18 protein-coding genes are annotated in these 20,684 nt (G+C 56.9%); 10 read left to right on the plus strand and 8 right to left on the minus strand.

Features of this window, described 5'->3' with window-relative positions:
• The first annotated feature begins 3 nt into the window (after positions 1-3).
• From alkB to modC, 4 genes are all read left to right on the plus strand, one after another.
• The gene (gene alkB / locus HBN68_RS04715; RefSeq protein WP_094993516.1) at positions 4-660 is read left to right on the plus strand and encodes a DNA oxidative demethylase AlkB; all 657 of its coding nucleotides are present in this window, start codon (positions 4-6) and stop codon (positions 658-660) included.
• Between the two features lie 136 nt (positions 661-796).
• Complete coding sequence (gene modA / locus HBN68_RS04720; RefSeq protein ID WP_094993515.1) at positions 797-1,564, plus strand: molybdate ABC transporter substrate-binding protein; 768 nt, start codon at positions 797-799, stop codon at positions 1,562-1,564.
• Complete coding sequence (gene modB / locus HBN68_RS04725) at positions 1,565-2,245, plus strand: molybdate ABC transporter permease subunit (protein WP_169962913.1); 681 nt, start codon at positions 1,565-1,567, stop codon at positions 2,243-2,245. It abuts the gene before it with no gap.
• Between the two features lie 2 nt (positions 2,246-2,247).
• On the plus strand, positions 2,248-3,336 hold the full coding sequence (gene modC, locus HBN68_RS04730) for a molybdenum ABC transporter ATP-binding protein (RefSeq protein ID WP_169962916.1): 1,089 nt from the start codon (positions 2,248-2,250) through the stop codon (positions 3,334-3,336).
• A 4-nt stretch (positions 3,337-3,340) separates the two neighbouring features.
• Here modC and HBN68_RS04735 read toward each other — a convergent pair whose 3' ends face one another.
• Positions 3,341-4,615 carry a Wzz/FepE/Etk N-terminal domain-containing protein gene (locus HBN68_RS04735; RefSeq protein WP_262373426.1) on the minus strand — a complete coding sequence of 425 codons (1,275 nt, stop codon included), beginning with the start codon at positions 4,613-4,615 and terminating at the stop codon, positions 3,341-3,343.
• A 485-nt stretch (positions 4,616-5,100) separates the two neighbouring features.
• Between HBN68_RS04735 and HBN68_RS04740 the strand changes: the two genes are divergently transcribed.
• Complete coding sequence (locus HBN68_RS04740) at positions 5,101-6,060, plus strand: LysR family transcriptional regulator (protein ID WP_094993512.1); 960 nt, start codon at positions 5,101-5,103, stop codon at positions 6,058-6,060.
• Between the two features lie 107 nt (positions 6,061-6,167).
• Here the strand turns inward: HBN68_RS04740 and fdhE are convergent, their stop codons facing one another.
• The 5 genes from fdhE to hemB all read right to left on the minus strand — a co-directional run bounded on the left by fdhE (position 6,168) and on the right by hemB (position 12,902).
• Complete coding sequence (gene fdhE, locus HBN68_RS04745; protein WP_094993511.1) at positions 6,168-7,076, minus strand: formate dehydrogenase accessory protein FdhE; 909 nt, start codon at positions 7,074-7,076, stop codon at positions 6,168-6,170.
• Complete coding sequence (locus HBN68_RS04750; protein WP_094993510.1) at positions 7,073-7,708, minus strand: formate dehydrogenase subunit gamma; 636 nt, start codon at positions 7,706-7,708, stop codon at positions 7,073-7,075. Before HBN68_RS04750 ends, fdhE begins: the two co-directional genes overlap by 4 nt.
• A complete protein-coding gene (fdxH, locus tag HBN68_RS04755; protein WP_275941099.1) occupies positions 7,705-8,625 on the minus strand; it encodes a formate dehydrogenase subunit beta in 921 nt (306 codons plus the stop codon). Before fdxH ends, HBN68_RS04750 begins: the two co-directional genes overlap by 4 nt.
• An 18-nt stretch (positions 8,626-8,643) precedes the next feature.
• Positions 8,644-11,697, minus strand: coding sequence for a formate dehydrogenase-N subunit alpha (gene fdnG, locus HBN68_RS04760; protein WP_169962920.1), 3,054 nt, complete (start codon positions 11,695-11,697; stop codon positions 8,644-8,646).
• 230 nt (positions 11,698-11,927) lie between these two features.
• Entirely contained in the window at positions 11,928-12,902 is a 975-nt protein-coding gene (gene hemB / locus HBN68_RS04765) for a porphobilinogen synthase (RefSeq protein WP_169962922.1), read from the minus strand.
• A 181-nt stretch (positions 12,903-13,083) separates the two neighbouring features.
• Between hemB and HBN68_RS04770 the strand changes: the two genes are divergently transcribed.
• The 4 genes from HBN68_RS04770 to HBN68_RS04785 all read left to right on the plus strand — a co-directional run bounded on the left by HBN68_RS04770 (position 13,084) and on the right by HBN68_RS04785 (position 17,044).
• A complete protein-coding gene (locus HBN68_RS04770; RefSeq protein WP_047274754.1) occupies positions 13,084-13,380 on the plus strand; it encodes a winged helix-turn-helix domain-containing protein in 297 nt (98 codons plus the stop codon).
• Between the two features lie 54 nt (positions 13,381-13,434).
• A complete protein-coding gene (locus HBN68_RS04775) occupies positions 13,435-14,445 on the plus strand; it encodes an NAD(P)-dependent alcohol dehydrogenase (RefSeq protein WP_094993506.1) in 1,011 nt (336 codons plus the stop codon).
• An 82-nt stretch (positions 14,446-14,527) separates the two neighbouring features.
• A complete protein-coding gene (locus HBN68_RS04780) occupies positions 14,528-15,001 on the plus strand; it encodes a YbaK/EbsC family protein (protein ID WP_169962924.1) in 474 nt (157 codons plus the stop codon).
• 171 nt (positions 15,002-15,172) lie between these two features.
• Entirely contained in the window at positions 15,173-17,044 is a 1,872-nt protein-coding gene (locus HBN68_RS04785) for a DUF3857 domain-containing transglutaminase family protein (protein WP_169962925.1), read from the plus strand.
• A gap of 59 nt (positions 17,045-17,103) precedes the next feature.
• Here HBN68_RS04785 and pgm read toward each other — a convergent pair whose 3' ends face one another.
• On the minus strand, positions 17,104-18,744 hold the full coding sequence (gene pgm / locus HBN68_RS04790) for a phosphoglucomutase (alpha-D-glucose-1,6-bisphosphate-dependent) (RefSeq protein ID WP_169962927.1): 1,641 nt from the start codon (positions 18,742-18,744) through the stop codon (positions 17,104-17,106).
• Between the two features lie 249 nt (positions 18,745-18,993).
• Here pgm and eco point away from each other — a divergent pair, with 249 nt between their 5' ends.
• Positions 18,994-19,476: a serine protease inhibitor ecotin gene (eco, locus tag HBN68_RS04795; RefSeq protein WP_169962928.1), complete on the plus strand. Its 483-nt coding sequence runs from the start codon at positions 18,994-18,996 to the stop codon at positions 19,474-19,476.
• A 53-nt stretch (positions 19,477-19,529) separates the two neighbouring features.
• On the opposite strand, the gene HBN68_RS04800 is transcribed toward eco, so the two are convergent.
• A complete protein-coding gene (locus HBN68_RS04800) occupies positions 19,530-20,672 on the minus strand; it encodes a PQQ-dependent sugar dehydrogenase (protein WP_169962929.1) in 1,143 nt (380 codons plus the stop codon).
• Between the last annotated feature and the right edge of the window lie 12 nt (positions 20,673-20,684).

The raw sequence follows: 20,684 nt of genomic DNA on the forward strand, positions 1-20,684 counted from the left end.
GTCATGTCTTTCGACCTGTTTGACGAAAGCGACCTGCAACAACCCGCCCGGATTGAACAATTCAGTACGCAAGCGTTTGTCTTGCGTGGATTTGCCCTGCCCTGGGTCGAGGCATTGTTGACGGCACTTGAGCGCGTACTGAATGAATCGCCGTTTCGCTCTATGCAAACACCCGGCGGTTTTACCATGTCAGCGCGCCTGAGCAGTTGTGGCGCGCTGGGGTGGACGACCAGCGCTCTAGGCTACCGTTACAGCCCGGTTGACCCCTTGAGCGGCAAACCTTGGCCTGCGATCCCCCCTGTGTTGCTGAACCTCGCTGAAACCGCTGCGGCTACCGCAGGCTTTGAGGAGTTTGTGCCCGATGCCTGCCTGATCAACGCTTATGCGCCCGGCGCCAAAATGTCATTGCATCAGGACAAGAACGAACGTGCGTTCACAGCGCCGATTGTTTCGATCTCCCTCGGGTTGCCGGCAGTTTTCCAGTTTGGCGGCTTTGAACGCAGCGATCCTGTGCAGCGCATCTCGCTGTTTCATGGTGATGTCGTGGTCTGGGGGGGCGTCGATCGCTTGCGCTACCATGCGATCTTGCCCATCAAGCCCGGCACCCATTCATTGCTGGGCGACCAGCGCGTCAATATCACCCTGCGCAAGGCAGGCTGAAGTGCCCCTACGCAGGCGACCATGATGGCCATTTGAGAACAAAGCGCTATAAACTTTTTGCTATAGCGATTATCTTCTCGTTGCCCGATGCTGCGCGTTACCCCGGGCGACCCTCGCCATTACATGGAGTTTCCCGATGACCGCGCATGCAGTGCGTTTTGTCCCCTTGGTAATCGTCGCGTTTTTCGGCGCTGGCTTGGCCATGAACGTGCAGGCTGGTGACGTTCAAGTCGCCGTTGCCGCCAATTTCACAGCCCCGATTCAAGCCATTGCCAAGGATTTTGAAAAAGATACAGGCCATAGATTGATCGCAGCCTACGGTGCGACAGGCCAGTTCTATACCCAAATCAAGCATGGCGCCCCGTTTGAAGTGTTTCTGGCGGCCGATGACACGACGCCCGAGAAACTCGAAAAAGAAGGTGACGTCGTGCCGGGTAGCCGTTTCACCTATGCCGTTGGCACGCTGGCATTGTGGTCAGCGGATAAGGCGTTGATTGACGGCACTGACAAAGCCTTATTGGCCAACCATTACACTCATCTGTCCATCGCCAACCCCAAGGCTGCACCTTATGGTCTGGCGGCCACACACGTGCTGGCCAAGCTCGGCCTGACGGACAAGGTCAAAGAAAAAATTGTCGAAGGGCAAAACATCACACAGGCTTATCAATTCGTTTCGACAGGGAATGCCGAACTCGGTTTTGTGGCGCTGTCTCAAATCTACAAAGATGGCAATATCACCAGCGGTTCAGCGTGGATCGTGCCTGGCACGATGCACGCCCCCATCAAACAGGACGCCGTGATCCTTAAAAAGGGTGATCACAATGCCGCTGCACAGGCATTGGTGGACTACCTGAAAGGCCCCAAAGCGGGGGCCATCATCCAATCCTTTGGTTATCAACGCTAAATGCCGCTGTCCAGTGCCGATTTCGCCGCCATTTGGCTGACCCTGAAACTGGCGTCACTGACCACCGCCATTTTGTTGGTGATAGGGACGCCACTCGCTTTATGGCTGGCCCACACCCCGTCGAGGTGGCGCGGCCCTGTGGGCGCAGTGGTGGCTTTACCACTGGTGTTGCCACCCACAGTGATCGGTTTTTACCTGCTATTGGCGATGGGCCCCAATGGCGTTGTGGGGCAGCTCACCCAGTTCCTGGGGCTCGGCACCTTGACCTTCAGCTTTGCCGGGCTGGTGATCGGCTCCGTGATTTACTCCCTGCCTTTTGTTGTACAGCCTTTGCAGAATGCCTTCATGGCAATCGGCCGACGACCGCTTGAGGTGGCTGCGACCCTGCGCGCCAATCCCTGGGACACCTTTTTCTACGTCACGCTGCCGCTGGCACGTCCAGGTTTTATTACCGCTGCGATTCTCGGGTTTGCCCATACAGTGGGCGAGTTCGGTGTAGTGCTGATGATTGGTGGCAACATTCCTGAGAAAACCCGTGTGGTCTCTGTGCAGATCTACGATCACGTCGAAGCCCTGGAATATGCCCAGGCACATTGGCTATCCGGGGCCATGCTGGTGTTTTCCTTTATCGTTCTGCTGGCGTTGTACTCCAAACGCAGCCCCCCGAACCAATGGAGCTGAACATGCATTCGCAGCTTAATGTGCGGCTCACACTGAGTTACAGCGGCTTTTCCCTGGACGTAGATCTCCAGCTGCCGGGCAAAGGCGTGACAGCCCTTTTTGGCCATTCGGGCTCAGGTAAAACCACCTGTTTGCGTTGTATTGCGGGCCTTGAACGTGCTCGCGAGGCGTATATCGAAATCAATAGGGAGGTGTGGCAAGACAGCGCGCGCAATGTCTTCATGCCTGTTCATAAGCGTTCATTGGGCTATATCTTCCAGGAGGCCAGCCTGTTCCCCCACCTTTCGGTACGCGCCAACCTTGAGTTTGGGTTGCGCCGCATTGCGCGCCACGAGCGCCGTGTGGAGTTGGTTCAGGCCGCGCAATTACTAGGCATCAGCCACCTGCTTGAACGTGCCCCCGCGCATTTATCAGGGGGCGAGCGCCAGCGGGTGGGGATTGCGCGCGCCTTGCTCACCAGCCCAAAATTGTTGTTGATGGATGAACCGCTCGCTGCGCTGGACAGCCAACGCAAGCGCGAAATACTGCCCTATCTGGAGCGTTTGCATGCAGAGCTGGAGATCCCGGTGCTGTATGTCAGTCACTCACAAGAGGAAGTCGCACGACTGGCTGACCACATTGTATTGCTCAGCGAAGGCAAAGCACTGGCCTGCGGGCCGCTGGCTCAAACACTCTCCAGACTCGATCTGCCGTTGGCGCAAGGGGATGATGCAGGCGTGGTGATTGAAGGCCAGGTCACGCACTACGATGCTGACTACCAATTGCTAACCCTGCAACTGCCGGGCACTGAACAGTGCCTGAGGGTTGCTCATGGGCCTCTGGCGGTAGGCCAGACATTGCGTATCAAGGTTCAGGCCCGGGATATCAGCCTGAACCTGAAGCCGGGCGAACACAGCAGTATTCTTAACTGCTTGCAGGCCACGGTCATCAGCGAGGCGCCTGCTGACAACCCGGCTCACAGGCTGGTACGCCTGGATGCAGGCGGTACCGCCTTGCTGGCACGCATCACGCGGTACTCGCGGGATCAGTTAAAACTCGTGCCAGGGCAAGTGATTTGGGCGCAAATCAAATCTGTCGCTGTACTTTTTTAACCGATTACGACGCTACACGGCGGCTGACAACCAAAAAACGCACCGTGGCGATGCCCAGCCCCAGCAAACAACCCAGTATCAGACCTAGCCCGACAATCAGCGCCTTTTTGGGCTTGCTCGGACTGGCCGGTGTCTGTGCCTTACGATCGATGCTGACAATTCCCAGCTTGCTCATGTCGGTATTCAAATTGCCAAGACGTACAACTTCAGCTCGCAGCGGCTCGATGTTTTTCAGGAACAAATCTTCATTCGAGCGTTTTGCGAGCTGTTCAACCTGTCGATTGACCTCCAGCATCTGCAATTTTTTGCCGATGGTTGAGATGCGTTTGTCGGTGAAATCGTCCGATGTCCGTTTAAGCAACGCGGCGCGCTCGGCTTCAAGGGCTTGAGTGCCCATGAAATACAACGGAATGCTTTGAGAGGTGATTTCCGTGCGCATCACTTGGGTTGAGCCTTTACCGGCGTCCGACATGGCAGAGGGTGTTGTGGGACGGGTAATACCCAATGAACGTGCAATCGAAATGGCTTCCGAGAGCTGTGCAATACGCGACTCGCGTTCGGTTTTTAACTGCAGGCGCAATGCCTGCAACTCATCTTTCAGTTTTGCGCGCTCAAGCGTATCGGTTTCAATCAGTGTCGCAATCTTGCCTTCTTTATCTGACTTGTAACCGGAGCGAGCAGCATCAATTTTTTCTTCCAGCTCTCTAAGTCGGTTATTAATGATGACTTTGAGGTCTGCACCAATTTGGGCACGCTGATTATTGATCGCGTATTCAACAAAACCGTTAAGAATTTTTACCCCGTCAACACTCTCGGGATACGTCATTTCCAATTTGAGGAAAGGGCTGAGCGAATCCTGCTTTTTTGGATCCGGTTGTATGAGGTTGATGGCATCGCGGTTAAAAATTTCGAAACTTTGCTCGAGCGTTACTCCTTTTTTTTGCAACGGCTCAAACAGTTCCTGATGCGATTCAAAAAAATTGAAGCGCGTTTCGTAGGAATCCAGCGCTGCACCAACTTTGAGCAGGGCTTCGGTCGGTGGCAGCTTGTAGACCTCCGAACGGTTGAGGGCATCCAACTCATTGATCGCCGCCGGCCTGAGCACGGTGCTGGCCTGATACTCACGCGGAGCAAGCATGGCGTAGCCCAAGGCCAGGGCGCCTACCACACAGGTGGTGCCCAGGATCAGTTTCTTTTGTTGCCAGAGTGATTGAATCAGAGCAAACAGATCAATTTCGTCAGTCGAAGTTTCTGCTAGCGGATGCTGAATAGTTTTCAAAAAATGCACCTTGTGAGTAGAACTTCTTGGCAAGTTCACCGCTTGACTGTTTAAACACCTATCGGCTAGGCCTTTCTCAAGCTACGTCAGACAGACCATTCTAGAAAAAGATCCCTGCATTTAGAATCAAGCACATACCGCGCCAAAATCAAGTGATGCCAAAGTGATATCTCGTAATTTTCTTATAAACAAAGATCCGTTCTCATTCCGAAAGACAATTTACTTCAAAAAGTTAAGAAACTTCCTACGACGATCTCTGAGTCAGCGCCTAAATACAGCCCTTCCCGCCTATATAAACAATGGATCCAAACGCTTTCTATTGGGGACAATCGTTTAGTGCCGTAAACATCCATGAGACCTGCCTGCGTTCCTCAGGTTCAGAGCGCGGATAAAACGCCCCGTGATGTCAAAGCGGCATATTTTCCCTGCCTGTGTAATCATCTGCGCCACAAAAAAACACGCTGACGTGTGGAGCAACAATCAGGATGGATATTTTTCAGGCGATGCGGGTTTTCGTGCGAGTGGTCGAAACCGGCAGCTTCACGGCCGCTGCTCAGGTATTAGGCTACTCCACGGCGCAAACTTCGCGTCTGTTGAGTGAACTGGAAGCCTCGCTGCAGGCACGCTTGCTGCAACGCAGCACACGGCGTCTGGCGCTGACCGAAGTCGGAACCCGCTACCTGGAACGTTGCCGCCTGATATTGGCCGAAGTTGAAGACGCCAATGCTGAAGCCGGTGGCGCGCATTTAACACCGCGTGGTCATTTGCGGGTGCAATCAACCACCGGCATAGGCATCCAACTGCTTGCGCCGTTGGTGGCGCGTTATGCGCAACTGTATCCAGAGGTCAATGTGGATTTGACCCTTTCACAGCGTCAGCCCGATTTACTCGAAGAAGGCCATGATGTGGTCATCACGCTGTCTTCTCACTTGCCCGACTCCGAGCTGGTAGGCCAAGCGCTGGGCACTATCTCCAGCGTGATCAGTGCCGCGCCCTCCTACCTCGAGCGCTATGGTATTCCGCAAACGCCTGACGACCTTGCCAACCACCGCTGCCTGCATCTGGTCGATCCGATGTTTACGGATAGCTGGGTATTCCGTGATGAGCAGGGTGAGCAATCCGTACGCCCCGGCGAGGTGTTTCAGGTCAATGTCGCAGAAGCCATGGCCCAGGCCGCTGAAGCAGGACTCGGCGTGTGCTTGCTGCCCGATTACGTTGCCGTGGACTCATACAAACGCAAAGGCTTGGTGCGCTTGTTGCCGCACTACCGGCTGCACGAAAAAAGCATTTACGCGCTCTACCCTTCACGCCGATTTCTGGATGCGAAAGTCAAAACCTGGGTCGAATTTCTCAAACAGGAAATACCCGGCATGCTTGAAGCGCACCAGGCCACGGTGAATGACCCGGCGCATTGGGCTCAGGCGTTGACTGCACGCAACCACTGATTTACGCATTGACACCGCCAGCGGTTTCAACCGATATGCCGTCAGCGTGGCTGAGCAGGCTGCCTGGCCGGCACACGACCCGGCACCGTTTTCTTCAGTGGCATCGCCTAGCCTGGGAACAAAAATGGGTTCAGCCCGCTGCGGGCAAACCCTTGCTCTTCAATTTTGGCATCGAGCATCAGTGAGGCCAGGTCATCTGCGAAGGTTTCCAGCGTTGAATCCCGGTCCAGGTACAAGACCTTCAGGTAACTGTGACAATCCAGACAGCTTTCAGCCTTGATGCTGGCTTCTTTACTGTCCAGCGACCAATAGTCGAGGTTGCCAGTCTGCTCGCAATTGCTGCATTTGGCTCTGACCATGTGCCAACGGCTTTCACACAAGCGGCAATGCAAATACCTAAGCCCATTTTGAGCACCACCCAACACCACGCTGGTCGATGGTTCGCTATTACACACCGGGCAAAACTGGCGATGCTCACCATAGTCAGCGTGCCCGCTGGCCGGTAATTGCGCGGCCAGCTGCGTCCAATACAACGAGAGCGCCGCCCAGATAAACAGCGCTCTGCCACTGCCGACTTCGCTGTGATGGCCACTGAGCAGTGCGCTGGCCTGACGGTCCAGTTGATCGGCTTGGGTATCACGTAACCCGGCAATCACCTCCTCAACTGCATCAGTGGCTTGAGGCAGTTGATCGAGCATGGCCAACAACACCTCTTGCCAATAGCCGTCGCGTGGCAGTGTGACGTAATCCAGCGGTGCACCTCCTTGCCCCATGCGCGCAGTGGCCGCATCAACCCACTGTGCAGGCAATGGATGCTGTACCAGGACGTGTTGCTGCGCCTGAACCAGGCGCGCCACAAAGTTCAGGTAGTCCGCCATTGGATGGTCGATGGCCAGCGCCTGCAAACGTTCGGCGCGCCGCTGATAACGTTGTTTGAGCGAGGGCAACAACAAGGGCGTAATCCGGCCGATTCCACCGGTAGGTGTTTCAATCGGCGTCAGCTTGATGCTGCTCATGGATGGTCCTTCTTCGAATCAATCTGTTTAAACCAGCGATCGTGGTGGGTTTTAGCCCACTTGCGCGAGACGTAACCGGTGACCATGCCGCCGATCGAGCCTTTGACCCAAAACCCCATATAGGCGTGGCCAATAACCAGCAGGATCAGGCAAATACCGGTCAATGAATGCATCAGCGCCCCGACGCGTATCACTGGAATCGGGAAAAACGGCGCAAAGTAAGGACGCCAGATCAAAATGCCACTGATCAACAACAGCGTGATCAGGCCCATGATTCCCCAGAACAACAGCTTTTGCCCTGCATTGTATTTACCCACCTGCAACGACGTGGTGTGACGGCCCATCAGGACATCCTTGACGTTGGCGAACCACAGGCGGTCTTGGGGTTCTGGCATGTTGTACTTCACCAATCGCACGAACAGGAACATGAGGGCCAAAAACACCACCACACCCAGGAACGGGTGCAGGATCCGCGCCAGCTGCGGAGTGCCCAATACATGGCTAAGCCAGCTCATCGACGGGAAAAACCACGACAACCCCGACAGCGCCACCAACATGAAACAAATGACCATCAGCCAGTGGCACATGCGCTCGGCAAACGGGGTACGCAGAATCATGTCTTTAGGGTTCATGAGTGCTTCTCCTGTTCCGTGGGCGTGGGGGCTTTTTTATCAGCGTCGATGTGGTCGTCCGACTCATCGGTGGTCAACGGTCCTACGCCAACGTAGTGGAACAGCGTGCCTGCCAAGGTGGCAAAAAACGCCACTGCGGCGACGGGCTTGAGCCAGCCTTTCCAGCCTTCCACCACATTGCTGATCCGAGGGTCGGCTGGCAGATTGTGGTAAAGCTGCGGTTTGTCGGCATGTTGCAACACGTACATCACGTGGGTGCCGCCCACGCCTTGTGGGTCATACACCCCGGCATGTGCGAAACCGCGGGTGTTGAGTTCGGCCACCCGCTCATTGGCCAAGTGTTTCATGTCGGCTTTGCTGCCGAAGTTGATGGCCCCGGTCGGGCACGTCTTAACACAGGCCGGCTCCTGACCCACGCTCACGCGGTCAATGCACAACGTGCACTTATAGGCTTTGTTGTCCTTCTTGCTGATGCGCGGCACATCGAACGGGCAGCCTGCGATGCAATAGCCACACCCGATGCAGTGGTCCGAGCGAAAATCGACAATGCCGTTGGCATATTGCACGATCGCCCCCGGCGCCGGACACGCTTTGAGGCAGCCCGGGTCAGCGCAGTGCATGCAGCCGTCCTTGCGGATGAGCCATTCAAGCTTGCCGTTTTCGTCTTCCACCTCGTCGAAACGCATCAGGGTCCAGGTTTCGGCCGACAAGTCCGCCGGGTTGTCATAAACCCCCACGTTATGACCCACCTCATCTCGCAGGTCGTTCCACTCACCGCACGCCACCTGGCAGGCCTTGCAGCCGATGCAGATGGTGACGTCGATCAGTTTGGCCACGTGCACTTCACTGTCACGCACCTGTGGGGCGGGCGTCAGGCTATTGGTCGCAGAGCGCTTGATAATGTCTTGGGATTGCATGGACATGAGCTTTCTCCCTTACGCCTTTTCCACGTTGACAAGGAAAGCCTTGTACTCAGGCGTCTGCGCATTCGCGTCGCCGATGGCTGGGGTCAGGGTGTTGGCCAGGTAGCCCTTGCGGGTTTCCCCTTCGTATCCCCAATGGCACGGAATGCCGATGGTATCGACCTCCTGCCCGCCCACTTGCAGGGTGCGGATGCGTTTGGTCACCACCGCTTTGGCCTTGATGTAGCCGCGCTTGGTGCTGACCTTGACCCAGTCACCCTGGACAATGCCTTTCTTATTCGCCAGGTTTTCGCCAATCTCAATGAACTGTTCCGGCTGCAACACGGCGTTGATACGCGAGTGTTTGGTCCAATGGCGGAACAGTTCCGTGATCGAGTACGTGGTGGCGACGTACGGAAATTCTGCTGCTGTCCCCAGTCGCGCCTGGTCGTAAGGAAAAATACGCACCGTAGGGTTGTAAACCGTACTCGGGTGCAGCGGGTTGCGCCCTGTGGGTGATTCCGTCGGCTCGTAATGTTCCGGGAACGGACCGTCCACCAACGTATCAATGGCGTATAAACGCCCTACCCCTTCAGGCAGCATGATGAATGGGCTGGCCTTACTGCCGGGCGGCAGGGTGGCCGGGAAGTCCGGCACATCGATGCCGGTCCAGCGCTGGCCGTTCCACTCAATGACTTTGCGCGCCGGGTCCCAAGGCTTGCCTTGAGGGTCGGCTGACGCACGGTTGTAGAGGATGCGACGGTTTTGCGGCCACGCCCAGGCCCAGCCCAGCGTACTGCCCAGGCCTGATGGGTCGGCGTTGTCGCGGCGTGCCATCTGGTTGCCTTGCGGGGTCCAGGAGCCGGCAAATATCCAGTTGAAACTGGCGGTGGTGCCGTCATCGCGCAATTGCGAGAAGTCGCTGAGCAATTCCCCTTTACGCACCGTGACATTGCCCTGTGCGTCTTTGAGATCTTCCAGTGCAAAGCCGTTGGCCTCTTGCGCCACTTCTTCGGGCGTGGGGTCCAGCGGGTCACGGTAATTCCACGCCATGTTCAACAGCGGCGCGGGGTTAGCGCCACCTTCTTGCTCATACATCTGGCGAAGTTTGACGAACAGATGGCCCAAAATTTTGCCGTCATGCCACGCTTCATTCGGCGGCGCCGCACCTGCCCAATGCCATTGCAGCCAGCGGCCCGAGTTGACGATGGAGCCGTTTTCTTCGGCAAAACAGGAGGATGGCAAACGGAACACTTCGGTCTTGATGCTGGCGGTATCGACGTCGTTCTGGTCGCCGTAGTTCTTCCAGAAGCTGGAGGTCTCGGTCACCAGCGGGTCAATGATCACCAGGTACTTGAGTTTGGACAACGCGGCGCTGGCCTTGTTTTTGTCCGGGAAGGCCGCAATCGGGTTGAAGCCTTGGGCAATGTACCCATTGACCTGCCCGTCGTACATCATCTCCAGATAGCGCAACACGTCGTAACTTTTATCCCACTTGGGCAACCAGTCAAACCCCCAGTCGTTGGCTGCGGTAGCGTTATCACCCCAGAAGGTTTTCATCATGCTGGTGAAAAATTTTGGCGTGTTCTGGTAGTAGTTGACCTGTTCGGGCAACAAGGCCTTGGGTGTGGTTTGTTTGAGGTAAGTGGCCAAATCGGTTTGCTGGTCACTGGGCAAATTCATGTAGCCCGGCAACCGCAACGACAGCAGCCCAATGTCGGTGTAACCCTGAATATTGGAGTGGCCGCGCAAAGCGTTAACGCCGCCGCCAGCCATGCCGATGTTGCCGAGCAGCAATTGAATCATTCCGGCACCGCGAATCATCTGCACGCCACTGGAGTGGTGAGTCCAACCCAGCGCATAGAGGAAGGTCGTGGTGCGATTCGGCACACTGGTTTCACCGATGATGCGGCAAATTTCCAGGAAGTCTTCTTTAGGCGTGCCGCAAATGTCAGTCACGACGTCGGGCGTGTAACGGCTGACGTGGGCTTTAAGCAGGTTCCACACACAGCGCGGATGGCTGTAGGTTTCGTCGCGTCGGGCGAAGCCGTTTTCGTCGACTTCATACATCCATTCGCTGCGATCGTATTGCTTTTTGGCCGGATCAAAACCGCTGAACAGGCCTTCTTCGAAGGTATAGCTGTCACGCACGATCAGCGGCGCGTTGGTGTAGGCCCGCACATACTCATGGTGAATGCGGTCATGGGTGATCAGGTAGTTGATCATGCCCATCAGGAAGGCAATGTCAGACCCAGCGCGGATCGGCGAGTAGAGATCCGCCACCGCAGCACTGCGGTTGAAGCGCGGATCGACCACGATGACTTTGGCGCCATTACGGATCTTGGCTTCGACCACCCATTTGAAACCCACCGGGTGCGCTTCGGCGGGGTTGCCGCCCATGATCAGCACCACGTTGGCATTTTTGATATCGACCCAGTTGTTGGTCATCGCACCGCGGCCCAACGTTGGCGCCAGGGCCGATACAGTAGGTGCGTGACACAGCCGCGCCTGGCAATCGATGCCGAGCATGCCCAGCGCACGGGTGAAACGTTGATCGAGGAAGCCGGTTTCGTTACTGGCCGCCGACGAGCACAGCATGCCCGTGGTCAACCAGCGGTTAACGGTCACGCCGTCGGCGTTCTTTTCGATAAAGTTGGCGTCCCGGTCGTCTTTCATCAAACGGGTGATACGGGTGATGGCTTCGTCCCAACTGATGCGTTGCCACTCGTTGGAGCCGGGGGCGCGGTATTCCGGGTATTTAAGACGCTGTTCGCTGTAGATGAAGTCAATCAGGCCAGCGCCTTTGGGGCACAGCGAGCCTCGGCTGACCGGGTGATCCGGGTCGCCTTCGATATGGAAGATGCGGGCTTTGGCGTTCTTCGCGCCGTCACCCAGGCTGTACATCAAGATCCCGCAACCCACCGAGCAATAGGTGCAGTTGTTACGGGTTTCTTTGGCGCGTAACAGTTTGTATTGGCGGGAGGGATCTGCTTGAGCAAGACCGGGGGCAAACCCGAGTGATGCAACTGTGGCCGTGGCTACACCGGCCGTACAAAGTTTGACGAACTGTCTTCTGCCGACGTCCATAAATCTCCTCAACATCCGTGCGCTATGCCGGACACAGAGTCGTTCCCGCCTCACGGTGACGGGATACGCTCAGGCTTTTTTATCTAATGACCATAGCCAACTTCCGCTCGCACGCGAGGAAAAATCAACCCTAAGGAATATGACAAAAAGCGCCGCAGCGTTATTGACGGACGTCAAGAAAGATGTGAATGGCGGCAAACTGCGCGGGTACGTCGTTTGCCGCTGGTGACTTAAATGCCTTGCAGGGCAAGGTCCATCGCAAAGTAGGTGAGGATCATGTCGGCACCGGCGCGCTTGATCGAGCCCAGGCTTTCACGCACCACACGGGCCTCATCGATGGCCCCCGCCTGTGCGCCAAACTTGATCATCGCGTATTCGCCGCTGACCTGATACGCCGCCAGCGGTAAACGCGAGGCTTCACGGATGTCGCGAATGATATCCAAATAAGCCCCGGCCGGCTTGACCATCAAGACGTCCGCGCCCTCCTGTTCGTCCAGCAAGGACTCGCGAATCGCTTCGCGGCGGTTCATCGGGTTCATTTGGTATGACTTGCGGTCGCCCTTCAATGCACTGCCGCCTGCTTCACGGAACGGGCCGTACAGGGCCGAGGCGAACTTGGTGGAATACGCCATGATCGACGTGTCCAGAAACCCCGCGCCATCCAGCGCACTGCGAATCGCTTGCACCTGGCCATCCATCGCGGCCGAAGGCGAGATGAAGTCAGCGCCCGCAGCCGCAGCTGCCACGGCTTGTTTGCCGAGATTGATCAACGTCGCGTCGTTGTCCACGCCATGGTCATGCATCACGCCACAGTGGCCGTGAGAGGTGTATTCGCAGAAGCAGGTGTCGCTCATGACCACCATGTCCGGCGCCGCGTCTTTGCTGATGCGCACCATGCGCGACACCAGCCCGTCTTCACGCATGGCATCGCTGCCAGTGGCGTCCAGATGGTGCGACACGCCAAACAGCATCACTGACTTGATACCGGCGCGCGCGTACCGCTCGATTTCGCCCGCCAGTTTCGACTCAGGGATGCGCATGACACCCGGCATGCTGATAATAGGCACGAAGTCGTCGATTTCTTCCTCAACAAAAATCGGCAACACCAGGTCATTAAGGCTGAATTCGGTTTCCTGGAACAGGTCGCGAAGGGTTTGGGAGCGACGCAAACGACGCGGGCGAACAGCGGGGAACTGGTTAGGCATCATGGTTCCTGAGGGGCAGGTTCATAAGACAAGTGAGCCTTGGCCAAGGCTCAATGGCGCAACAAATACAGGATTGACCCCTGAATTGCAAAACATCCGGCCCACCTGCGCGCCATTGCCGCGCCCGGCATATCAGGCGTGCGGGTTGAACATTTCGTTAAAAGGCGTAATATCGCCGCCCATGATTCTCGAACAGCTCAAAGCGCTGGGCAATGACACTCGCATGCAAATGATGGAGTGGCTCAAAGACCCACTTACCCATTTCCCGCCACAGGATCACGGAGATCCTGCTATCGGTGTCTGCGTGACCCACTTGCAGCACAAGGCAGGGCTTTCACCCTCCACGGCTTCCGCGCATCTGGCCATTTTGCAGCGTGCCGGCTTTGTCTTGACCACGCGCATTGGCAAATGGACCTATTACCGGCGCAACGAGCAGGCGATTGATGACTTTGCGGCTAGGCTGAAAATCGAGTTGTAATTTTTACCTATACATTTCGTCGTTTTGCGTAATGTAAAAATATGAGGAACTTCCATGAGCACTAAAACCATTTTCGTCCAACCCGGTGGTGGCTATGACAACGTGGTTGTCGGCAGCAGCGAAGTGCGCGCGCCAGCGGGCGGCGAAATTACCGTGCGACTGCATGCCAACTCCCTGAACTATCACGATTTCGCTGTGGTTAGCGGCATGTGGGGGCCGTCTGAAAAGCGCATCCCGATGGCCGATGGTGCGGGAGAAGTGATCGCGGTAGGCCCGGACGTAACCGAATTCAAGGTCGGGGATTCAGTCGTCAGCACTTTCTTCCCCGAGTGGATTGATGGCACGCCGTTGGTGGAAGGGTTTGTCACCGTTCCGGGGGATGGCATTGACGGCTACGCCCGCGAGCACGTGACGGCCAAAGCGACCGCTTTCACACTGGCCCCGACCGGTTACAGCCACGCTGAAGCCTCGACCCTGACCACCGCGGGCCTGACAGCCTGGCGTGCGCTGATGGCCGATGACTCGCTCAAACCCGGCGACACCGTGCTGGTACAAGGCACGGGAGGGGTTTCAATTTTTGCTCTGCAATTCGCGAAAATGGCCGGTGCAACCGTCATTGCCACCTCCTCCAGCGATGAAAAGCTGGAGCGTCTGAAAGCGCTGGGGGCGGACCACGTCATCAACTACCGCAAAGACACCCGTTGGGGCGAGACCGCCCGCGCACTGACCGGGGGCCGTGGCGTCGATCACATCATCGAAGTGGGTGGCCCCGCGACCCTTGAGCAATCGATGATTGCCGTGCGCGTCGCCGGGCACATCTCGATCATTGGCATTTTGAGCGGCGTCAGCGGCGCCATGGACTTCGTACCTGCACTGGTCAAGCAAGTTCGCCTGCAGGGCGTGCTGGTCGGCAGCCGCAGTCAGCAACAAGACATGATCCGCGCCATCAATGCCAACGGCATGCGTCCGGTCATCGATCGTCACTTCCCGCTGACCGATATTGTTGAAGCCTTCAAATACCAGGAAACCAACCAGCATTTCGGCAAAATCTGCCTGGACATCTAAACGCGATACCGCCGCAAGGCGCATTGACAGTGCGCTTGCGGCTTCACTAGATTCAGGCTTTTGCCCCCACGAGCGAAGCCTAATGAGCCTTGAATCTGTACGTGCGTTCTTTAACGCCAACGCCCCCGACCTGCACATCATCGAATTGGCCACCAGCACGGCGACGGTTGCACTGGCCGCCGAAGCCCATGGGGTCGAACCCGGTCAAATCGCAAAAACCCTGGCCTTTCGCGTTGGCGAGCGCAACGTATTACTGGTAGCTCGAGGTGACGCGCGGATCGATAACAAAAAGATCAAAAACGCCTTGGGCAGCAAAGCCAAAATGCTGGACGCCGAAACCGTGGTGGCACTCACCAGTCATCCGGTCGGCGGTGTCTGCCCTTTCGGGCTGGCGACTGACCTGCCCGTTTACTGCGACATTTCCCTGCAAAGCTTTACCGAAGTCATGCCTGCCGCGGGCGCCACGCACACCGCGGTAAAGCTATGCCCCACGCGCCTGGCAGCGCTGGTCAACGCGCAGTGGGTCGATGTGTGCCAGCCGCTTCCTGCCGCCTGATAATTGGAGAAGGCTCTAGCTCGGGCCTCTCCGCTGCATTAATTGTCCTACAATGTAGAAATTACAGTTGAGATCGATTATCATCCGCCACTCGCGCAGCACCCTACACCGCTAATCAACAATCATTAAAACGTCGCAGGTGCTGCTTTAAAGGAATGACCTGAGGCGCTCATGCACCGCTTTACTTTCAGCAAATCGTTGATTTGCGCAACATTGGGGATTGTCAGCCTGCCCTCTTTCGCGGCATTGCAACCAGCGTCAGATGCGGCGCTGGCCGGCGAAACACAACGCTCCTGCCACTTCAACAAAGACACCAGCAGCGACTGCACCACCACTTACCGTTACACCATCCTGACCAACAATGGGCGAGAGATGCTATCGCGCATTGACTTCAGCTTCCCCGAAACGGACCGGCTGGACATCATCGACGCCCACTCCACCCAGCCCGGTGGCACACCGCAGCCATTGGCTGAATCGCAAATCGACACGCGTATGGCACCCAACCCGGATCAGGGCTTTTTGCGGGCCAAACAAACGTCCATTGCGTTTCCAAACCTGCGCGTCGGCACCCAGCTCACCTACACCGTGCGTGAACACACCACGGCCAAACCGCTGATGGAGCACTTCCATTACCAGATGACATTCGGCCCCAGCCCGGTTCGCACGGATGTGTTCAAAGGCACGTTCACCGCCGAGCAGCCGATTGTCTGGCGCAGCGAACAGATGGAGGATTTCATCTTCACACCCTCGGCCGATCACAAAACGCTGGTGATCGAGCAAAAGAAACCGCGCTTTGTGAATTACATCAACGAAGCAGGCAATGGCTACATCCGCCAGGTGCCACGGGTTGAAATCGGCAGCTCTAGCCAGTTACAGGATTACTTCGGGCCTTTCGCCAAACGCTACAACGAAATTCTCGCTGCGCGCCTGCCTGCCGGTGCCGCAAAAACCGTCTCCGGGCTCAAGGGCTTGCCGCCTGCACAGCAAGTAGCCGGTGTGATGCAGTACATCCACGATCAATACCGCTACATGGGCGACTGGCGCGCTACCGACCGAGGGTATGTGCCATTCAGCCTGAGCGAGATCGAAGTGCGTGGCTACGGCGACTGCAAGGATTTATCGGTGTTGCTGACGGCCATGTTAAAAGCCAGTGGCATCAACGCGCACACCACCTGGGTCAGCCGGGGTACAACGCCGCTCAGCCTGCTGCTGCCCGGCACCAGCTCCGCCAACCACGCCATCGTGCGTGCTGAAGTCGATGGGCACGTCTGGTGGCTGGACCCGACCAATCCGGTGTTCATGCCAGGGCGCAGCATGCCGGACATTCAGGATCGCTGGGCGCTGGTCATCGATGATCAAGGCACGGTGCGTCAGGAACACATCCCCGAAGCCCCGGCTACTGTGAGCATGGACGTGAAAAAGTTTGAACACTTCAATGACGAAGGACAGGCGCGCACCACGGCGCAGGTGCAGATGGGGCAAATGATGTTGATGCAGCTCAGCTACGCCGACACGGAATCAGGGGTCTCTGCCACCGACCTGAACCTGTGTAACAACTTTGGCAAAGAGATCAGTGATTGCACCATCACCCGTGAAAAAACCGGTTTTGTGGTCCCGCAGCATTATAGGGTTCACGCCCGCCTGACCAACCTGCGCCCATTGGAGAACATGGCCGGGCAGTTGATCTATAAACCCGCGTTCATGACCGAGCGCTGGGACAGCCTGATGAACTATCGACGCACAGGCCAACTGGCAGACTTGTATATGGGGGATCCGGAAACGATGACCTACGACATCACCCTTTCAGGGGCCAAGGTGGCCAAGCTCATCAACACCTGCAAGGTCAATTCACCCTGGTTTGATCTGGAGCTGAGCAGCCAGCGCAATAAAGGTGAGTACCGTTACCGGTACTCCGTGACGCAAAAACACAGTTGGCTGAGCCATGACGCGATCATGAGCGCCCCGTTCGAAGCGATGCTGCAGCAAGCCCGAGCGTGCAACGAACAAATGCAACAACGGGTGCAACTCAACACCCAGGGTTGATAGCCGCCCTTTTAAAACGCCTGGTCCTGTAAAGGGATCAGGCGTTTTTGCAGCTGGGGTCAGGCGATAGCAGCGTCGACCAACACTTGAGCTTCTTCAACCAACCGGTTGAGGTGCTCGTCGCCGATGAAGCTCTCGGCGTAGATCTTGTAGATGTCTTCGGTGCCCGATGGGCGCGCAGCGAACCATCCGTTTTCGGTCATGACCTTCAGGCCGCCAATCGCCTGATGATTGCCGGGGGCATGGCTCAGAATTTGCGTGATGGCTTCTCCCGCCAAGGTAGTCGACTTGACTTGGTCCGGTGACAGCTTGCCCAGCAGCGCCTTTTGCGCAGGCGTCGCCTTGGCATCTACACGGGTTGAGAAAGGCTGTCCCAGGTCGTCGGTCATCTGCTGGTACAACTGCGACGGATCGCGACCGGTGCGGGCCGTCATCTCTGCGGCCAATAAAGACGGAATCAAACCATCCTTGTCTGTCGACCACACACTGCCATCGCGCCGCAGGAACGATGCCCCGGCGCTCTCTTCGCCACCGAAGCCGAGCGAACCGTCAAACAGGCCATCGGCAAACCACTTGAAGCCCACTGGCACTTCGTACAAACGACGGCCAAGACGCGCGGCCACCCGATCAATTAACCCGCTGCTGACCACGGTTTTGCCCACGGCCGCATCGACGCGCCATTGCGGACGATTGCGGAACAGGTAGTCGATGGAGACGGCGAGGTAATTGTTCGGCGCTAACAGGCCGCCCGAAGGGGTCACAATGCCATGACGGTCATGATCCGGGTCGCAGGCAAAGGCCACATCAAAACGCTCTTTCAGGCCGATCAGGCCTTGCATCGCATAGCTCGAGGACGGGTCCATGCGGATCCGCCCGTCCCAGTCGACGCACATAAAGCGGAACGTCGGGTCGACGGACGTGTTCACTACATCCAGATTCAAGCCGTAGTGCTCACCGATTGCTGACCAGTAGCGCACGCCTGCGCCGCCAAGCGGATCGACTCCCAGACGCAGATTGGCACCGCGCAAGGTATCCATGTCGATGACATTCTTCAGGTCAGCCACATAAGTGTTCAGGTAGTCGTGACGGTGCGTCGTACTGGCCTTGAGGGCTTGCTCATAACTGATGCGCTTCACACCCGCAAGCCTGGCGGCCAGTAATTCGTTGGCCTTGGCCTCAATCCACTTGGTGACGTCAGTGTCTGCCGGTCCGCCGTTGGGAGGGTTGTATTTGAAGCCACCACTTTCAGGCGGGTTATGCGAAGGCGTAATCACCACACCATCCGCCAGGCCAGACGTACGGCCGCGGTTATAGCAAAGGATGGCGTGGGAAATTGCGGGCGTCGGGGTGTACTCGTCTGCAGCGGCAATCATGGTCTCGACACCATTGGCAGCGAAGACTTCCAAAGCGCTCGCCCCGGCCGGGGTGGAGAGCGCGTGGGTGTCGATGCCGACGAACAGTGGGCCATTGATGCCCTTGGCGTGACGGTACAGGCAAATGGCCTGGCTGATGGCCAATACATGCCACTCATTGAAGTTCAACTCAAACGAGCTGCCGCGATGACCGGAGGTTCCGAACGCGACGCGCTGGGTCGCAATGCTGGCATCGGGCTGACCGGTGTAATAAGCGGTCACCAGTCGCGCAATATCGACCAGCAACTGTGCCGGCGCCGGTTTGCCCGCAAGAGGACTGAGTGTCATGCAAAACCTCGGGAAATAAATGATTCGGAGGAAAAAACGCAGTTTACTGGCACTTCGACACTGGCGAGAAGCGATCTATCCCAGGCCTGCGCAATTGCCTGCGTTTTTGATGATCACAGGCTCTATTACGGCACGTGACGATGACCCGGTTTGCAACAAAACCTAGCTCATGGCAAAACTATGGCACTTTCCGGTGTTTTCGTGATCCAACCGGAGGCTTTCTTTCTGCACTGAATTTAAGGACACATCATGAAACCACTGGTCATCAGCGCGGCACTGTTGTTTTCGTTGAGTACGCTGAGCGGCGTTGCCAACGCCGCCAAACTGGAAGACGTGGCGCCCTACCCTAAAGCCGATAAGGGCTTTAGCCGACAAGTCATTCATTTGCCGACGCAGAAAAATGAAGACGATTACAAAGTCCAGATCATTGCCGGCAAGACCCTGCAAGTGGACTGCAACAAGCAACGCCTGGGCGGCAAGCTGGAAGAGAAGACGCTCAAAGGCTGGGGCTACCCTATGTATCGCCTTAACAAGGTCAGCGGCCCGGCGACAACGCTGATGGCCTGCCCTGAAGGCAAAACGCACGCTGAATTCGTACCGGTCGTGGGGGAAGGGTTCATGCTGCGCTACAACAGCAAACTGCCTATCGTGCTGTACGTGCCCAAGGACATTGAAGTGCGTTATCGCATCTGGTCGGCCTCCAAGCAAATCAAGCAGGCCGTTGCCGAGTAACTCTTTATGGGGCGCCACGGCCACACGGGGTGGCGCCCGCGGATGCTTGCACGCTACTGCAGACCCACGCGATAAAGCACACCGTCTTTTTCATCGGTCAGCACATACAGATAACCGTCCGGACCTTGCCGCACGTCGCGAATCCGCGACTTCAATTCGCCCAGCAGGCGCTCTTCATGCACGACTTTGTCCCCGTCCAGTTGCAGGCGGATCAGGTTTTGGTCAGCCAATGCCCCAATGAACACATTGTGTTGCCAGGGCGTAAACCGAGTGGCGTCATAAAACGTCATGCCGCTTATACCCGGGGATTGCTCCCAGACATGATTGGGCCCTTTCATGCCTTCGACCGCCGCGCCCTGCGCTTCCGGAATGGGTTTGGAGGAGTAGTCAATCCCATGGGTTGCCATAGGCCAGCCATAATTGTTGCCGCGTTCGATCAGGTTGATTTCGTCCCCGCCTTTTGGCCCATGCTCATGGGTCCACAACGTGCCGGTCCAAGGGTTTAACGCAGCACCCTGTGGGTTGCGATGCCCATAAGACCAGATCTGCGGGCGTACATTGGCCTGGCCTACAAACGGATTGTCATCCGGCACACGCCCGTCCGGATAAATACGCACGACTTTGCCTTGCAGCTTGTCGAGGTCTTGGGCTGTCGGACGCTGATTGTTTTCGCCCAATGCGATGAACAGGTAGCCGTCCCGATCAAACACCAACCGAGAGCCGAAATGGTTACCCGTTGATAGTTTGGGTTCCTGTCGGAAGATCACCTGAAAATTGCTCAATTTCGTCAAGTCGTCCGACAACCGCCCTCGGCCCGCCACGGTGCCCGCCGTACCGCCGTCACCCCCACCTTCGGCGTACGTCACGTAGACCATTCGGTCTGTGCGAAAGTCAGGTGATAGCGCGACGTCCATTAAGCCGCCCTGCCCCTTCGCCCATACCTCGGGCACGCCTCCCAACGGCGCAGACAATTGACCATCAGGGCTGACAACCCGCAGATTGCCAGGCCTTTCGGTCACCAGAATGCCCTGTTTTTCCGGCAAGAATGCCAATGCCCACGGATGACTGAGCCCCCCGACGACTTTGTCGACAGTGACAACGCCTTCTTCAGAGGTGAAATTTCGGGCGTGGGCCATCATCGCTGCGGTGAGTAATGATGTGGCACACAGCGCTGCCAGCAGGGTTTTCCTCAGCATCTGTCGCTCCTT

Origin of the sequence: Pseudomonas sp. WS 5078 (assembly GCF_012985745.1) — a bacterium.
In the GTDB taxonomy this organism is placed as follows: Bacteria; Pseudomonadota; Gammaproteobacteria; order Pseudomonadales; family Pseudomonadaceae; genus Aquipseudomonas; species Aquipseudomonas lundensis_A.

Excerpts from the sequence above, each read along its gene's own strand:
- modA (WP_094993515.1), top strand. The coding sequence starts at position 797 with ATGACCGCGCATGCAGTGCGTTTTGTCCCCTTGGTAATCGTCGCGTTT.
- HBN68_RS04800 (WP_169962929.1), bottom strand. The coding sequence starts at position 20,672 with ATGCTGAGGAAAACCCTGCTGGCAGCGCTGTGTGCCACATCATTACTC.
- alkB (WP_094993516.1), top strand. The coding sequence starts at position 4 with ATGTCTTTCGACCTGTTTGACGAAAGCGACCTGCAACAACCCGCCCGG.
- HBN68_RS04775 (WP_094993506.1), top strand. The coding sequence starts at position 13,435 with ATGAGCACTAAAACCATTTTCGTCCAACCCGGTGGTGGCTATGACAAC.
- HBN68_RS04750 (WP_094993510.1), bottom strand. The coding sequence starts at position 7,708 with ATGAACCCTAAAGACATGATTCTGCGTACCCCGTTTGCCGAGCGCATG.
- pgm (WP_169962927.1), bottom strand. The coding sequence starts at position 18,744 with ATGACACTCAGTCCTCTTGCGGGCAAACCGGCGCCGGCACAGTTGCTG.
- fdhE (WP_094993511.1), bottom strand. The coding sequence starts at position 7,076 with ATGAGCAGCATCAAGCTGACGCCGATTGAAACACCTACCGGTGGAATC.
- modC (WP_169962916.1), top strand. The coding sequence starts at position 2,248 with ATGCATTCGCAGCTTAATGTGCGGCTCACACTGAGTTACAGCGGCTTT.
- fdxH (WP_275941099.1), bottom strand. The coding sequence starts at position 8,625 with ATGCAATCCCAAGACATTATCAAGCGCTCTGCGACCAATAGCCTGACG.
- HBN68_RS04770 (WP_047274754.1), top strand. The coding sequence starts at position 13,084 with ATGATTCTCGAACAGCTCAAAGCGCTGGGCAATGACACTCGCATGCAA.
- eco (WP_169962928.1), top strand. The coding sequence starts at position 18,994 with ATGAAACCACTGGTCATCAGCGCGGCACTGTTGTTTTCGTTGAGTACG.
- HBN68_RS04740 (WP_094993512.1), top strand. The coding sequence starts at position 5,101 with ATGGATATTTTTCAGGCGATGCGGGTTTTCGTGCGAGTGGTCGAAACC.
- HBN68_RS04780 (WP_169962924.1), top strand. The coding sequence starts at position 14,528 with ATGAGCCTTGAATCTGTACGTGCGTTCTTTAACGCCAACGCCCCCGAC.
- HBN68_RS04785 (WP_169962925.1), top strand. The coding sequence starts at position 15,173 with ATGCACCGCTTTACTTTCAGCAAATCGTTGATTTGCGCAACATTGGGG.
- fdnG (WP_169962920.1), bottom strand. The coding sequence starts at position 11,697 with ATGGACGTCGGCAGAAGACAGTTCGTCAAACTTTGTACGGCCGGTGTA.
- modB (WP_169962913.1), top strand. The coding sequence starts at position 1,565 with ATGCCGCTGTCCAGTGCCGATTTCGCCGCCATTTGGCTGACCCTGAAA.
- hemB (WP_169962922.1), bottom strand. The coding sequence starts at position 12,902 with ATGCCTAACCAGTTCCCCGCTGTTCGCCCGCGTCGTTTGCGTCGCTCC.